Origin of the sequence: Rhizobium pisi, from assembly GCF_003938655.1 — a bacterium.
Classification (GTDB): Bacteria; Pseudomonadota; Alphaproteobacteria; order Rhizobiales; family Rhizobiaceae; genus Rhizobium; species Rhizobium pisi.
The window spans coordinates 72,328-86,705 of record NZ_RJJT01000023.1; the positions used below are offsets into that span (position 1 = coordinate 72,328).

The 14,378-nt window shown below is 63.1% G+C and carries 17 protein-coding genes; 8 read left to right on the forward strand and 9 right to left on the reverse strand.

Going from position 1 to position 14,378, the window contains the following annotated elements:
- Window positions 1-29: 29 nt before the first annotated feature.
- Window positions 30-1,325 (reverse strand): GGDEF domain-containing protein, encoded by a 1,296-nt coding sequence (locus EFD55_RS26490; protein WP_125849048.1) that lies wholly within the window; start codon window positions 1,323-1,325, stop codon window positions 30-32.
- Window positions 1,326-1,523: 198 nt separating this feature from the next.
- Between EFD55_RS26490 and EFD55_RS26495 the strand changes: the two genes are divergently transcribed.
- Window positions 1,524-3,161, forward strand: a complete 1,638-nt coding sequence (locus tag EFD55_RS26495; RefSeq protein WP_125849050.1) for a sensor histidine kinase — start codon at window positions 1,524-1,526, stop codon at window positions 3,159-3,161.
- A 112-nt stretch (window positions 3,162-3,273) separates the two neighbouring features.
- Here the strand turns inward: EFD55_RS26495 and EFD55_RS26500 are convergent, their stop codons facing one another.
- The 3 genes from EFD55_RS26500 to EFD55_RS26510 are packed head-to-tail and all read right to left on the reverse strand — an operon-like array spanning window position 3,274 to window position 4,627.
- The gene (locus EFD55_RS26500) at window positions 3,274-3,747 is read right to left on the reverse strand and encodes a nucleoside deaminase (protein ID WP_125849052.1); all 474 of its coding nucleotides are present in this window, start codon (window positions 3,745-3,747) and stop codon (window positions 3,274-3,276) included.
- 14 nt (window positions 3,748-3,761) lie between these two features.
- Entirely contained in the window at window positions 3,762-4,181 is a 420-nt protein-coding gene (locus EFD55_RS26505; RefSeq protein ID WP_125849054.1) for a nuclear transport factor 2 family protein, read from the reverse strand.
- On the reverse strand, window positions 4,178-4,627 hold the full coding sequence (locus EFD55_RS26510; protein ID WP_125849056.1) for a VOC family protein: 450 nt from the start codon (window positions 4,625-4,627) through the stop codon (window positions 4,178-4,180). Before EFD55_RS26510 ends, EFD55_RS26505 begins: the two co-directional genes overlap by 4 nt.
- 51 nt (window positions 4,628-4,678) lie before the next feature.
- Between EFD55_RS26510 and EFD55_RS26515 the strand changes: the two genes are divergently transcribed.
- Window positions 4,679-5,281 (forward strand): TetR/AcrR family transcriptional regulator, encoded by a 603-nt coding sequence (locus EFD55_RS26515; RefSeq protein WP_125849058.1) that lies wholly within the window; start codon window positions 4,679-4,681, stop codon window positions 5,279-5,281.
- A 56-nt stretch (window positions 5,282-5,337) separates the two neighbouring features.
- Here EFD55_RS26515 and EFD55_RS26520 read toward each other — a convergent pair whose 3' ends face one another.
- Window positions 5,338-6,183, reverse strand: coding sequence for an AraC family transcriptional regulator (locus tag EFD55_RS26520; protein ID WP_210276357.1), 846 nt, complete (start codon window positions 6,181-6,183; stop codon window positions 5,338-5,340).
- Between the two features lie 77 nt (window positions 6,184-6,260).
- On the opposite strand from EFD55_RS26520, the gene EFD55_RS26525 reads away from it, so the two are divergent.
- Window positions 6,261-7,148, forward strand: a complete 888-nt coding sequence (locus tag EFD55_RS26525; protein ID WP_125849060.1) for an NAD-dependent epimerase/dehydratase family protein — start codon at window positions 6,261-6,263, stop codon at window positions 7,146-7,148.
- 27 nt (window positions 7,149-7,175) lie between these two features.
- Here the strand turns inward: EFD55_RS26525 and EFD55_RS26530 are convergent, their stop codons facing one another.
- The 3 genes from EFD55_RS26530 to EFD55_RS26540 all read right to left on the reverse strand — a co-directional run bounded on the left by EFD55_RS26530 (window position 7,176) and on the right by EFD55_RS26540 (window position 8,833).
- On the reverse strand, window positions 7,176-7,694 hold the full coding sequence (locus EFD55_RS26530; protein ID WP_125849062.1) for a hypothetical protein: 519 nt from the start codon (window positions 7,692-7,694) through the stop codon (window positions 7,176-7,178).
- A gap of 89 nt (window positions 7,695-7,783) precedes the next feature.
- On the reverse strand, window positions 7,784-8,323 hold the full coding sequence (locus EFD55_RS26535; RefSeq protein ID WP_125849064.1) for a GXWXG domain-containing protein: 540 nt from the start codon (window positions 8,321-8,323) through the stop codon (window positions 7,784-7,786).
- A 21-nt stretch (window positions 8,324-8,344) separates the two neighbouring features.
- Window positions 8,345-8,833, reverse strand: coding sequence for a metallophosphoesterase family protein (locus tag EFD55_RS26540; protein WP_125849066.1), 489 nt, complete (start codon window positions 8,831-8,833; stop codon window positions 8,345-8,347).
- Between the two features lie 150 nt (window positions 8,834-8,983).
- Between EFD55_RS26540 and EFD55_RS26545 the strand changes: the two genes are divergently transcribed.
- Window positions 8,984-9,457, forward strand: coding sequence for an NUDIX hydrolase (locus EFD55_RS26545; RefSeq protein WP_125849068.1), 474 nt, complete (start codon window positions 8,984-8,986; stop codon window positions 9,455-9,457).
- 37 nt (window positions 9,458-9,494) lie between these two features.
- Here the strand turns inward: EFD55_RS26545 and EFD55_RS26550 are convergent, their stop codons facing one another.
- Window positions 9,495-10,487, reverse strand: a complete 993-nt coding sequence (locus EFD55_RS26550; RefSeq protein WP_125849070.1) for a LacI family DNA-binding transcriptional regulator — start codon at window positions 10,485-10,487, stop codon at window positions 9,495-9,497.
- A gap of 175 nt (window positions 10,488-10,662) precedes the next feature.
- Here EFD55_RS26550 and ltnD point away from each other — a divergent pair, with 175 nt between their 5' ends.
- The 4 genes from ltnD to EFD55_RS26570 are packed head-to-tail and all read left to right on the forward strand — an operon-like array spanning window position 10,663 to window position 14,266.
- Complete coding sequence (gene ltnD, locus EFD55_RS26555; protein ID WP_125849072.1) at window positions 10,663-11,571, forward strand: L-threonate dehydrogenase; 909 nt, start codon at window positions 10,663-10,665, stop codon at window positions 11,569-11,571.
- A 6-nt stretch (window positions 11,572-11,577) separates the two neighbouring features.
- Window positions 11,578-12,852, forward strand: coding sequence for a 3-oxo-tetronate kinase (gene otnK, locus EFD55_RS26560; protein ID WP_125849074.1), 1,275 nt, complete (start codon window positions 11,578-11,580; stop codon window positions 12,850-12,852).
- A complete protein-coding gene (gene otnC, locus EFD55_RS26565; RefSeq protein WP_125849076.1) occupies window positions 12,849-13,499 on the forward strand; it encodes a 3-oxo-tetronate 4-phosphate decarboxylase in 651 nt (216 codons plus the stop codon). Before otnK ends, otnC begins: the two co-directional genes overlap by 4 nt.
- A gap of 2 nt (window positions 13,500-13,501) precedes the next feature.
- On the forward strand, window positions 13,502-14,266 hold the full coding sequence (locus EFD55_RS26570) for a hydroxypyruvate isomerase family protein (RefSeq protein WP_125849078.1): 765 nt from the start codon (window positions 13,502-13,504) through the stop codon (window positions 14,264-14,266).
- Window positions 14,267-14,378: the final 112 nt, after the last annotated feature.

A 14,378-nucleotide genomic window follows, 5' to 3' on the forward strand; every position in this document is an offset into this window, starting at 1 on the left:
GTCAGAGATGCATTTTTGCGCGACACGCTTCAGCGTCGCGCGGCGATCTGTTCGGCGGTCCTCTGCGGCCGGCGAAAGATGGAGACCTGATTGCGTCCCGCCTGCTTGGCGCGATAAAGCGCCATGTCGGCCTCGTGCTGGAGATTATCAAGCGAAACCCCGGGATCGCGAGCCGATTTCACCGCCACTCCGACGCTGAGCGTCACCGAAGGACCCACGGCGGAAGAGGGGTTTGGAAGGGCGGCGGCTTCCACGCTCTCGCGGATGCGCTTTGCGATCGCCACGGCCTCTTCTTCTTCGACGCCTGGAAGCACGATCAGGAATTCCTCGCCGCCGTGGCGTGAGACGAGGTCGCAATCGGCGCGCACGCTGCTCTGGATGATGCCGGCCACCTTGACGAGGCAGCGGTCGCCTTCGCTGTGGCCGAGACTGTCGTTCAGTGCCTTGAAGTGGTCGACGTCGCACATGAGCATGGCAGCGACGACGCCGGCGTCACCTTTGCTCCGCCAGAGTTCCTCCAGCGTCTCCATCATCCAGCGTCGGTTGGCAATGCCCGTCAGGGGATCGGTTCTCGCCAGCCGCTCCAGCCGGGCGTTGGCATCGGCAAGTTCCGCGACGCGGCGCTGGTCCCTGCAGTCGAGGAGAAATGTCTTCTGCGCCAGGATGTTCATCGTCCGCCGGGCAACCACGGTCGCGATGATGCCGCAGGAAAAGAACAGGGTTCCGGCAATGACACTGCCCGCTTCCACGAGCGGGTTGAACCACTGAAGGATAAAATAGAGGCAGAGGGCATAACAGGCGATCGCGATCGTCCAGGCCAGCGGCACGCTGAAGATGGTGATCGCGCTCGTTGCGACGAACAGCATGATGGTCAGATGCCGCTCGTAGAATTCGCCGCCGGCAAAGACGCCAACGAGCGCGACCGACAGAAGAATGAGGCACATGCCCCCGAGAAGCGATGCACGCTGAACCGCGGCCGGACACGGCTTGCGCCAGAGGAGCGCCGTTAAAATTGCCGCCGGCGGCAAAAGGCAGGCGGGGGCGACCATGGCGAGCGCCACGTCATGGGGAAGCAGGATCGCGTTCAGCGCCAGCGTCAGAACATCAACGAATGCCACCCAGGTCAGCCAGGAGCGAATGATTTTCGAAGTCTGCCGCCATACCCGTTCGTCGAACCGGCGGCGCAGTTCGCCCGTGAGGTGGATATCGCGGGTTCGGCCCGATAGAAGACGTTCGACCTCCGCCGCCATCGCGCTCGTCAGCGGCCGCGGCGAAGACGGCCCGGCCGCGGAATTCTCGGGGGAAACACTTCTGGCATCGTTCATCCCTGAATTATCTAGCCGCAATCCGGAGGTCGGCAAGGCTCAAGCGCAAACGCCCTGCCGAAGTGGTTAGCTTCCCGTTCCCTCCGGCCAGGCGCATGTCCGAATTCGCACATTCCGACATTTGCTGGGCAAGATTGCGGAGCTGGTCTGGGCGAGGTCGTCTCGATCATGCTACCAACCCTTGTGAGGGGTGATGGGATGAGACTCAAGCTTGTTGCAGTTGCGGTCGCGGCGCTGGCGCCTGTTGTGGCGATGCTCGCATATAACGAGGTCGCGCTCCGCCACCAGCGCAACGAGGAAGTGCGCGCATCCGCCGCCCAGGCGGCGCGCCAGGCATCGTCGGAAGTCGAAAGGATCGTGGAGGGCCTGCATGGCCTTCTCGTTTCCGTCGCCGCCATGCCTTCCGTCCGGCACCTCGACGTCGGCACCTGCAACGAGGCCCTCAAATCGGTTGCCGAAAGCATTCCGAACATCAGCACCATCTTCGTCGTCGGGCTCGACGGGCGGCCGGTCTGCGGCAGCACGGCGTTTCCCGAGGGCGTGCGGTTCTCCGATCGCGACTATTTCCAGCAGATCCTGAACAGCAAGGATTTCACCGTCGGTACCTATACGCAAAGCCGTCTTTCCGACAGGCACGTGCTGCCGCTCGCAATGCCCTTGATGGAAGGCGACATCCTCAAGGCTGTCATAGTCAGCGGCATCCGGATGGACTGGCTGCAGAACCGCATCACCGAGCGCGGCGTCGCTCCCGGCAATGCGGTGACGATCGCCGACGGCAAGGGAACCATCGTCGCGCGCGCGCCCCTTCCGGAGCAGTTCGTCGGTACCGTGATACCCGACGAATACCAGCATCTGATCCATGCCGAGCAACCCGACGTCATCGAGCTCACCAGCCAGGACGGAACCACGCGCATCGTCGCCTATCGCCCGATCGCGCTGCCATCCAGCCCTCTCTTCGTCAGCGCCGGCTTCTCCAAACCGGAGGCCTTCGCGCCGATCGAGCGGGCGACGCTGATGAACACGCTCGCCATCATCGGCGGCGCGCTATTTTCGCTCACCGCCGCGATCTTCATCGGCAACCGCTTCATCCTCGTGCCGATCTGGCGGATCGCCGACGTGATGGAGAAGTGGCGTGGCGGCCAGACGGCGGCCAGAACCGGCATGACGGGATCGGACGAGCTGGAAGTCGTCGGCGCCACCTTCGACCGGCTGCTCGACGAACTCGAGGAGCGCAGACGCCGGAATGAGGAGGTCGAGGAAGAGCGGATCCTTCTCGTCCGCGAACTGGCGCACCGGGTCAAGAACGGCTTTACCTTAGTCCAGGCAATCGCCCGGCAGACCTTCTCGCGCTCCGATCCCGAGCGGTACAATTCCTTCGCCGAAAGGCTCGCGGCGCTCGCGGGCACTTATGATCTCATTCTTTCCCGGGAAGGATCGGCCTCACCGGTCCGGGATGTCGTCTCCGCCGCCTTACGGGCGCATGTCGCCTCCGAAGCCGAACACATTCGTCTCGATGGACCGGACGTGGTTCTGCCCGCCGACACCGCCCTGCCGCTTTCGCTGGTGATCCACGAACTGGCGACCAACGCGACGAAGTATGGAAGCCTCGGAAGCGAGAACGGAACTGTTGCCATCGAGTGGAGGCACGATGACGGCCGCGTCTTCCTCCTATGGACCGAATCCGGCGGGCCGCCGGTGTCGAAACCGACGAAGCGGGGCTTCGGCTCCGTGCTCATAGAGCGCGCCTTCCCGGCAAAGGCGCAGGCACGATCCCACTCGGACTACAGGCCCGAAGGTCTCGTCTTCGAACTCGTCTTTTCGATCGGGGTGTCCTGAGCCGAGGCTCTAAAGCGCGTCGCGTCAAACCGGATTCATGCGACGCGCTTTAAGTCTTTGATTTATGGATGTCGTTATCCCAAAACCGCTGCGCACTTTTGGGCGACATGCATTAAGCCTTGCCCAGATGCTTCGGCCAGAATTCCTGATGTATTTCGGCCGCTTCGTCTTCGAGGTTCGTCGGACCAACCACGGTGACGACACGCGCGCCGGTCTGCAATACCGCCCGGCTCGGCACGTTCAATCCGATCCCGGCAATCTCGCCAAGCCGCGTTTCGGAGCAGGCAAACACCATACGTCCGATGCCCGACCAGTAAATCGCCCCGGAGCACATCGCGCACGGCTCCGTGCTGGTGTAGAGCGTGCAGTCGGCAAGATATGCAGTGTCGTAATGCTGCGCCGCCAGTTTAACCAGGTTCATCTCGGCGTGGTTCGTCATATCGTGGCCGGTGAAGACGCTGTTTTCGGCGCGCAGGATGACTTCGCCGTCCTTCACCAGCACAGAGCCAAACGGCTCGTCGCCGCGTTCCATCGCGGATTTCGAGAGCGCTATCGCCTCGCGTAAAAACGGCTCGTGATTTTCCATCAGAGTCTCCCCAGCTAGAGCGGCATGATCTTGTCTTGAATCGGAGAGATTTCCAAGGGACTGCAAACAGGCGTGAGGTGGGTCAGTACGCACCGCCACCTGTTACCCTCCCGGTGATAGACGTCTGTGATCCATTCGTCGGCTGATATCGGTTCGCCACGGAACATGCCGGTGTTCTGCCCGCGACCGATAACCGTGGCGACATTGCCGAGCAGACGGATGTGATGCGTCGTCTTGGTCATCGTGTCATGGCTGAGGACGCCTGATCCGATCGCCGAAAGAATAGCCTGTGCAGGGATTGGGCCACGCTCAGGCGTCACCAGCACCCAATCCTCAGTGATGCAGGCGGCGATCCGGGTGGGATCGTTGGAAACCATCGCCGCGTTGAAGGCGCGCTCAGCCTCTTCGAGCGCTTCAAGGGCTGCGGCACTCATGCCGACATGTCCTCGTTCCAGCGGCGTTGCATCTCCTCAGGTGTGACCTGCTCGATGGTTTGCGACAACATCCAGCGATGACCGAAGGGATCAAGCACCTGCGCCACCCGCTCGCCAAAACTCTGGTCGGTCGCCGGGCGCAACATCGTCGCCCCGGCCGACAGTGCCTGCGCCAGTGCTGCGTCGGTCGACACGGTATCCATGTGGAAGGTCACCGGCGAGCCTCCGATCGCATCGGGAGACAGGGCGCCGAAGTCTGGATATTCGTCTGCCAGCATCATCAGCGTCTCTCCGAAACGCAGCTCGGCATGGCCGATCCGCCCGTCCGAGGGATCGGTCATGCGGAAGACTTCCGTGGCGCCGAAAGCCTCCTTGTAGAAGTCGATGGCCCGGGCCGCATCCTTGACGATGAAGTAGGCGCTCACTTTTCGGGCAAAACTCGGCATGGATGATCCTCCTTGACTGGGTCTTTTATTAACGTTACGTATCGTAAAGATATGAGTCAAGAGACTAACGCAACACCTGGGAAAAGAGGGCGGCCGCCAAGCGCTGCAGCGCAGAAGCGTGCCTTGGAGGCCGCCCATGAAATCCTGATGGCTGAAGGTTTTGGTCGCATGACGATCGAAGCCGTGGCGGCGCGGTCCGGTGTCGGCAAGCCGACGATCTACCGCTCCTGGGCCAACGCGCAGGAACTGGCGATGGCCGCTCTTCTGGTCAACCGGCTACCGGAAGCAGACGTGGGAGGGTGCACGGCGCAGGCGGCTCTCGGCGCGCAGATGAGAGGACTGGTAACTGCCTTTGCGAGCACACGTGGGCGGCAGATCACCATGGCACTCGCGGCGGCCGACCCGGAAAGCGAATTCACCAAGGCCTTCCGCAATCGGGTGATCCTGTCGAGCCGCAACGCGGGTCGTATCATCTTGGAGGAGGCTCTCGCTCGTGGAGAGATCGTTGCGCCGCCTGATATGGACGCGCTGCTCGACATGATCTACGGACCGGTCTTCTTCCGGCTGCTGGTCGGCCATTGCCCGGTCTCGCCTGAATTCGGCGATGCGATCGTCAGGACCGCGTTGCGGGCCGTTGCACTGTCGGGTGCGTGAGACCCTCACGTTGCTACGGGCGAAGCTTCTGCGTTGCCATGAAAGGCTGAAGACCTCTATATCGCGCTGTTGCGCCTCAACTCGAACGGGGTCTGGCCAATCTCGCGTCGCATCCAACGGGCGAGATGGGATTGATGTGCAAATCCTGTTCGATGGGCAATTTCGCTGATGGCGAGGTCCGTCGAGACCAATAATTCACGCGCTCTTTCTATGCGACGACGCAGGACATACCGATGCACGGTCAAACCGGTCGCGGCCTTGAACCAGGTGCGAAGGTGCGAATTGCTGACGGCCGCGACCCTGCTCAATGTCTCGAGCGCAAGGCTCGTTTCGATATGTGCCTCGATGAAATCAAGCACCCGCTTCAGCTGCGCATCGGACAGCCGGATTTCCCTGACGGGCGCTGCGTCATCGAGGCCCAGCAGGCGCGCCGTTATCGCGATGCCGATGCTGTCGGCGTAAAGCGACCCGCTTGGGGAGCCGACTTCGTAGTCGGCCTGGATCGCACGCGTCAGATGCTCGATCCGTTCGTCTCGAAAGAGGTGACGCGTCTGGATTCGCCGCGATCCCCTTGCACCAAGGCCGCCGGTGACATCCTGAACGAAGGTCTCGGGAAAGCTCACCACGATCGTGTCGAAGGCGGACTCGGCCTCGAACCCGCCTGCTTCACCCGCGGCCAGCAGATCTATGTCCCCGGCGCGACGGACGAAGTACTTGCCAACCTGACCGCAATAGGAGCGCGTGGCCGCGCTCGCATGGACGAGTATCCGGTGCCGATCCATTTCCGGCAGGAGAAAGCTGCCGGCCCCAAGCCGGAGCGACGCGATCGAAACGGCGCCGGGCTGATACGCGGTGTGTCGCAGATTCACGGGAAGCCTCGACGATTGGCGGAACGTGCTCAAAATTTGGCGATTGCGGCGCGATTTTCAATCCGCGGTCTTGCAGACTCTGCGCATCGCAATGGTGAACAGAGGTTCAAATGAGTGTTTATGTTGTCGTCGGAGCCGGTCCGGTCGGAGTTGAAACGGCAAGGCTGCTTGGTGAGGCCGGTCATGATGTCACGATCACCAGCCGAAGCGTCAATTCGCAGGATCGGACTAATGTCAGGGCTGTCCGAGCGGACGCGACCGACGCGGAAGCTCTCACGCAGCTCTGCAAGGGCGCGGATGCGGTCTTCATGTGCGCGATGGCGCCATACGATCGCTGGCCGACGGATTTTTTCCCGATCATGGATGGCGTCACGCGCGCCGCCGAGAATGTCGGCACGAAGTTGATTGTCCTCGGAAATCTTTATGGCTACGGGTCGAACCCCGAGGGACTGCTCAGGCCCGACCAACCGCTCGACCCCAGCTCTCGCAAGGGCACCGTGCGCACCATCATGTGGCAGCGCGCATTGCGGGCCAGTGTTCCCGCCATCGAGGTGCGGGCGAGCGATTACCTCGGGCAGGGAGCCGTGACATATTTCTCGCTGTTGGCGCTGCCCTCACTTCTGGCGTCGAAACCCGTCACCTTCCTGGGCGACCTGGACGCCAAGCATGCCTGGTCATTCACCAAGGACGTCGCACGCACCTTGGTGGCCACTGCTGGATATACAGGTGCATGGGATCGCGCTTTTCATGTTCCGTCCCAACATGTCTCGCCCCGTGAACTGATCCTGAGAACAGCCGAACTGCTCGGGAAGGAGCCGCCCGCCCTCGGCACGTTTTCGCAGGCGCAGATGGAGGAATTCGGCATGCACGAGCTGGTGGAGATGAGCTATCTCCTCGAAACGCCACTGCTGCTCGATGCCTCGGAGACGGAATCTCACCTCGGCGTCCACGCCCAGGAGATTGACGTGATGATCGCCGATATGATTGAGCCGCACTGAAGATAGTTTCCTCGAACCGGCGGCGCCCTATCTGCTTGCCGCGGAGGGGCGCTGCAGATCGATGCGGCTCGTCACGACGGACCGGCCCGAGGCCAGGTCGCGGTCGACCGTCTGCATCAGCAGCCGGTCCTGCCCGACCTTCTCGATTACCAAGGTTGCGTTTCGATCGCCATTGACCACCCGGGCCCAGGTGACGTTGAGGTTGAGCCTGTTGCCTTGCCGGCTTCCCACGAGCTTCGATGGCTGTCCTGACGGTCCGATGTAATTGCCAGTGTAGCGCTGTCCCGCAGCCTTGACGATTGCCGAGAACGCCCTGGTGAAGACCGCAAGGCCGCGACACGTCCCGTTCATCGAGACGGTGGACGCGCTCGCGTCCGATCTCAGGGTGCAGGAGACATTCAAGCTCGTGCCGCCGATCCTGGTGAGGACCATGCCGGCCCCGCTCCAGTCGCCTCCCAAAGACTGCAGGAACCCCGCCTCCGACGTATCGGCGCGAGCCGGCAGGCAGGTGAGCGAAAGCAAAGCGGCGATCAGGACAGCGCGCATGACGGCACCCCCGGAGTTGCGTGCGGTAATAACAGAATAGCACACCGCATTGTTCCCGCCTTCAGCGGCATTTGCCGCCGGCTTTTCCGTCACGCGTAGCTGTTCTGCCGCGCGGCCGCCTCGACCTTCCGGAGCTTGAAGAAGTACCGGCGGGCGTCGCCCTCGACGCACATCATGCCGGCGAGCTCATCGTCGTTGATCCTGCCGAAATAGTCGACAACAGGTTGCCGGTCGTAGATCATCGCGGCGGTGGCCCTATCCTCCAGGGTCCGGAGCTTCAACGACGCGATCGTGCCCCTCGCACGGCATGCCTTCTGCAGAAAGGAAAATCCGCTGCGGGCAAGGGCCGTGCGGCCGAACGGCCCCGCCTTGATCGCCAGCCCGATCGGGATAAAACCGAGATCGATCGCCACCAGCCGATCCGGCCGCCACTGAAAGAGAAGGGCATCGGCGCGCATGTCCGCATGGAAACGCTTGCCGAACCAGCCGAGATTTTCGAGCACGCCGTCGAGCGGATGACCGGACGGGATCCCAGCGCCTCTCCACAGGCCGAGCATTTCGACCGGCTGGACGGGCTCGAGCGAGCGAAACCAGGATATCGTCTCGGATTGCGGTTCCATGCTTTTCATCTCCCTTTCTCAGCCCTGCACTCACCTCGTCGACAATAGCGTTTCGAGCGACACCGGGCGAAGGCCCTGAACATCGACGCCGACATCGTATTGGCGGGGCAGGGGCTTCAGGCGGCCATGGGAATGTCCATGCAGGTTGAGCGACTTCTTGCCCATCTTGTGCCAGGTGCGGAAAGGATAGTGGCAGAGGATCAGCAGGTGATCATCCAGCGTCATCTCGTGATAGGGCTGAACACTCGCCCATCCCTTCGCCCCCGTCGTCGTCTGCGGATCGTTATTTCCGGTGATGAGATGCTTTCGCCCGTTCAGCATGGAGAGAAGCTGGTCGCAGTCCCCGCCGCGAAAATGCATGAAGTCGCCGAGATGCCAGATGTCGTCCTCGGGGCCGACGATCTCGTTCCAGTTCCGTATCAGGGCGACGTCGTGAGCGGCCATGTCTGGAAAGGGACGCCGGTCGATCTGAAGGACGCGTCTGTCTGCAAAGTGGGTATCGCTGGTGAAGTAGATCATCCAACAGAGATGGGGCGCTCGGCGCGGTTGAACAGTCGTCCCTTGATGCTCTTCGCAGGCAGGTCGAAACGAAATCCCCTGGACATGGTATTCTCCTGCATCGGCCAGCAGCCGCCAAGGAGGAGACCATGACCGTTAAAGGAGCAGCCGATGCCGGTCCGTAGCGCCGGGCTTCTCATCCATCGCCGTTTCGAGACCGAGCTGGAAGTCCTGCTGGTGCATCCCGGCGGACCGTTCTGGGCGAAGAAGGATGACGGCGCGTGGTCGATCCCGAAGGGGCTGATTGACCCGGGCGAAGACGAGCTGTCGGCGGCGATCCGCGAGACGCGGGAAGAACTCGGCATCGAGATATCGGGAGACTTCGCCCAGCTCGGCGAATATCGCCAACCCGGCGGAAAAGTGGTGGTCGTCTGGTCCGTGGAGGCGGACCCGGTCCTTGACGTCGAGAATGTCACGAGCTCGGAGTTCCAGATGGAATGGCCTCCGAGATCGGGCCGCATCCAAAGCTTCCCCGAGGTCGATCGGGCGGGATGGTTTCCGATCGCCGAGGCCGGAACCAAGATCCTCAGAGGCCAGTTCGCAATGCTTGCCGACCTCGTAAAACAGCTTGGTCAAACGAAGTGACAGGGCAAAGCCCGCGAAGCCGCCTTTTCCGGCAGACCTAATCGATCCCGGTGATCTCTGGATAGAAGGCAATCACCTTTTCAGAAGGCGGGTTTCCCCGGCTTGCAGAAAGCAGCAGGGTCGCGGCGGCTTCGCCCATCTGGCGTCGCGGCGAGATCGAGGTGGCGATCCTGATCGGCAGCGCGCGGGCGACGTCGAGCCCGTTGAACCCCGCGATCAGGACTTCCCCGGGAGAGGAAATCCCGAGTTCCAGGCAGGCAAACGCGCCGCCGGTCGCCATGTCGTCGCTGGAATAATAGATGCAGTCGAGATCGCGGGTCGCCGCCAGCATTGACATGGTCAGCTGCTTGCCATGGGCGATGGAGGAATAGGCGCCATCGACCCGCTCGTGCTGGAAAGAGAGACCGTTCTCGCGCAGCACCTTCTCGAAGCCGGCCTTGCGCTTGCCGGCGCGCAAGTCCCTCTCCAACCCGCAGCCGATATAGCCGAACCGCCGCCGGCCGGCCGCAAGCAGCGCCGCCGCCATCTCCTCTCCGGCCTTGCCATGCGAAAGCCCGACGTTGAAATCGACGGGCGTGCCGTCGAGGTCTATCAGCTGGATGACGGGGATATCGGCATGCTGGAGCATCCTGACCGTTTCGGGGGGCTGGTCGAGCCCCGTCACGATGATGGCGGAGGGCCGCCAGGAGAGCATGTCGCGGATGATCTCACGCTCCTTGGCCATGTCGTAATCGGAGATGCCGAAAACCGCCTGCATGCCGGAGCCCTGCAGCCCGGCGGAAATGCCTGCCAGCATCTCGGGAAAGACGATGTTCAACATGCTGGGAACGACGACGGCGACAAGGTTGGTGCGCTGCGACGACAGCGAGAGCGCTAGCTGGTTGCCGACATAGCTCAGCCGTTCGGCCTCCAGCAGCACTTTTTCACGGGTTTTCTTGGAGACGTCGGCGGCACCCCGAAGAGCGCGCGATGCCGTCATCTTGCTGACGCCGGCAGCGGCGGCAACCTCTTCCAAAGTGGATTTGCGCATCGCGGTGGTTCCTATCGTCGAACTGCCGCGTAAGCGGGCAACGACCAATTCATAGGCTCTTTTGAAAAAAAGGAAAGCAACCAACGCTTGACATACACGCTTGAAATAGGCTTTGTTACCGATACCGGTATCGATAACACCCCCGAGAACTTGTGTGGCACAGGAGAAATGAGCCGTGCGGGACATCAGCAAAGCAGCAGTCATCGGGCTCGGCTCCATGGGCTGGGGCGCGGCTCTTTCGCTTCTGAGGGCAGGCTTTGCCGTCAACGGCTGCGACGTCCGCCATGAGGTGCTGCAGCGCTTTTCGGAGGCGGGCGGCAGGGCCTGCGACACGCCGGCGGCGGCAGCCGACGGCGTGGAGACTGTTTTCGTCTATGTCGTCAACAACACCCAGGTCGAGCATGTGCTGTTCGGCCCGCAGGGCGCGCTGGAAACGGCCGCGGCCGGCACCGTCTTCCTCCTCTGCACCACCATGGCGCCGAGCGCCACGGTCGCCATTTCCGAGCGCCTCGAGGCAGCCGGCATGATGGTCGTCGATGCCCCGGTCTCCGGCGGGCACGTCAAGGCGCTTTCCGGCGAGATCACCGTCATGGCCTCCGGTTCGAACGAGGCCTTCGAGCGCGCGGACGCTGCCCTCGACGCCATATCGGCGAAGATCTTCCGGCTCGGCGACCGGCCCGGCCCCGGCTCGCAGGTCAAGATGATCAACCAGCTTCTGGCCGGCGTCCATATCGCCGCCACCGCCGAAGCCATGACGCTCGCCGCCAAGGCGGGCATCGACCTCAAGACGCTCTACGATGTCTTGCGCGTTTCGGCGGGCTCCTCCTGGATGTTCGAAAACCGCGGCGAACACATCGTCGCTGGCGACTACACGCCCCGTTCGGCGGTCGATATTTTCGTCAAGGATCTCGGCATCGTCCGCTCCGAGGCCGAACGCACCGGCGGCGTCACGCCGCTTGCCGAAACGGCCCTCAATCTCTTCGTCGAAGCCTCCGAGGCCGGTCTCGGGCGCGAGGACGATGCGGCGGTGGCAAAGATCCTGGCGCGCAAATGCGGCGCCACGCTGCCCGGCATGGAAGGCTAACCTCTCATGGGAACCGTGCTCGGCTGCATCGCGGACGATTTTACCGGCGCAACGGACCTTGCGGCCCTGCTTGCGCGCAGCGGCCTGCCCGTCTCCCTGCGCATCGGCGTGCCGTCGGAAGAGGATAGCGCGGCGGATGCCGCCGCCTTCGAGGTCATCGCGCTCAAATGCCGGACTGCGCCGGTTGCAGACGCCATCGAAGAGGCGCGCCGCGCCTTCGCCTGGCTGAAACGGACGGGTGCCGCCCGCTTCTTCTGGAAATATTGCTCGACCTTTGACAGCACCGATGAAGGCAATATCGGCCCCATCGCCGAAATGCTGATGGCCGAGCTCGGGGCGAAACAGACGATCTATTGCCCGGCATTCCCGGAAAACGGCCGCAGCATCTTCATGGGGCATCTCTTCGTCGGCGAAGACCTGTTGTCGGAAAGCCCGATGAAGGACCACCCGCTGACGCCGATGCGCGATTCCAGCCTTGTCAGGCTTCTGGCGCCGCAGGTTCGCGGCAAGGTCGGCCTTGCCAATCGCCACGTCGTCGCCCGCGGAGCCCAGGCGCTGAAGGGACGGCTGCAGGCGCTTGCCGAGGACGGCGTCAGCCATGTCATCGTCGATGCCGTCTGCGACGCGGATCTGAGCGAAATCGCCGCCGCCACCGCGGATTTTCCTCTCATCACCGGCGGCAGCGCGGTCGCCGGCCAGCTGCCGCGTCTCTATATCGAGCAGGCCATGGTTTCGCCGCCTGCCGCCCGGCGCCCGACCCTGCCGCCGCAGGGCGGGCAGATCGTACTGTCGGGCAGCTGCTCGGCGATGACGCGCAGACAAGTCGCCCATTACGGCAGCCGGAGCGCCAGCCTGCGGCTCGACCCTCTGGCGCTTGCCGCCGAAGGAGCGGGAGCGGCCGAGGCGTGGCTGGGTCAGCAGTCTCCCGATGCGGCTAAACTCATCTTCGCAACCGCCGAGCCCGACGACGTCAGGCGGGCACAGGAGAAGCTCGGCCTGGAAAAGGCAAGTGAGCTCGTGGAGCAGGCGCTGGCCGATCTGGCGCGTTCGGCCTTCCGGCGCGGCATCCGCCGCTTCGTCGTCGCCGGCGGCGAAACGTCAGGCGCCGTCACCAAGGCGCTTGGCGTGACACGGCTGGAAATCGGGCCGGAAATTGCCCCCGGCGTTCCCTGGACCTTTGCGGAGGTGGAGGGCGAGCGGGTCGCCCTTGCGCTGAAGTCGGGCAATTTTGGCCGCGAAACCTTCTTCACTGATGCGCTTGATCTGCTGGAGGCGGCATGAGCGAGGAAACCAGGCTGCGGGAAGACATATGCGCCATGGCGAAATCGCTCTACGATCGCGGACTGACATCAGGCTCGTCGGGCAATATCTCCGCGCGCCTCAGTGACGGGCGCCTGCTGGTGACGCCGACGGGAAGCTCGTTCGGCAGGCTCGATCCGGCGCGCCTTTCCCTCTTCGATGCCGGCGGCAAATTGACCGGCGGCGACAAGCCGACCAAGGAAATGCCGCTGCATCAGGCTTTCTACGAGACGCGTCCGGCAAAGACCGGCGCGGTCGTGCATCTTCACTCCTGCCATTCCGTGGCGCTGTCGCTGCTGCCCGACGTCGATGCCGAAAACATGCTGCCGCCCTTGACGGCCTATTCGATCATGAGACTCGGCAAGGTGAAGCTGCTTCCCTATTTCATGCCGGGCGACCCGGCGATGGGCGATGCGATCCGCGGCCTTGCCGGTAAACGCAGCGCCGTGATGCTGGCGGCCCACGGCCCGGTCGTCGCGGGCAAGGACCTGGAGGCGGCCGTCTACGCGATCGAGGAGCTGGAGGAGACGGCAAAGCTCGCCATGCTGACGCGCGGCGCCAATCCCACGCTGCTCACGCGTGCGCAGATCGACCAGATCGTGCGGACCTTCGACGTGGAGTGGGATTAGCGATGCCCCGGTTTTCCGCCAATCTCGGCTTCCTCTGGCAGGAGCTTGCGCTGCCTGACGCCATCCGCGCGGCGAAGGCGGCGGGCTTCGATGCGGTCGAATGCCATTATCCCTATGGGTTCTCGACGGAGGCTGTCCGCGCCGCACTTGCCGAAACCGGGCTCACCATGCTCGGCATCAATACGATCCGCGGCAATGTCGAAGCCGGCGACAATGGGCTTGCGGCGGTGCCGGGGCGCGAGCAGGAAGCGCTTGAGGCAATCGCTGAGGCCGTCGATTACGCTCAAGCGATCGGCGCACTCAATGTCCATGTGATGGCCGGCAAGGCGTCGGGCGAAGAGGCCCGGGCGACATTCGTCGCAAACCTGCGCCATGCCTGCAATCTGGCCGGCAGGGCAGGGATCACAATCCTGATCGAACCGCTAAACCGGCGCGATGCGCCCGGTTATTTCCTGCAGACCTCGGAACAGGCGCTCGACATCATGGCCACCGTCGGGGCGCCGAATATCCGGCTCATGTTCGATTGCTACCATCTGCAGATCATGCAGGGCGACCTGACCCACAGGTTGCAGGCCTATCTGAATTCGATCGGTCACATCCAGATCGCCTCGGTCCCCGATCGGCGCGAACCGGATCACGGAGAGATCGACTACCGCCATATCCTGCAGGTCCTTGATACGCTTGGCTATGACAGGCCCATCGGCGCCGAATACCGGCCGGCGACGTCGACGGAAGCAGGCTTGGGCTGGCTTGGAGCCTATCGATGAAGGAGACAATGCGCATCCTGCCGATGTGATCGGCTGCCCTATATGCGAGGAGGCACCGCGACGCGCGGCGCTAATGTGACTGACGACACGGGCCAACGGGAGGAAGAGCCGA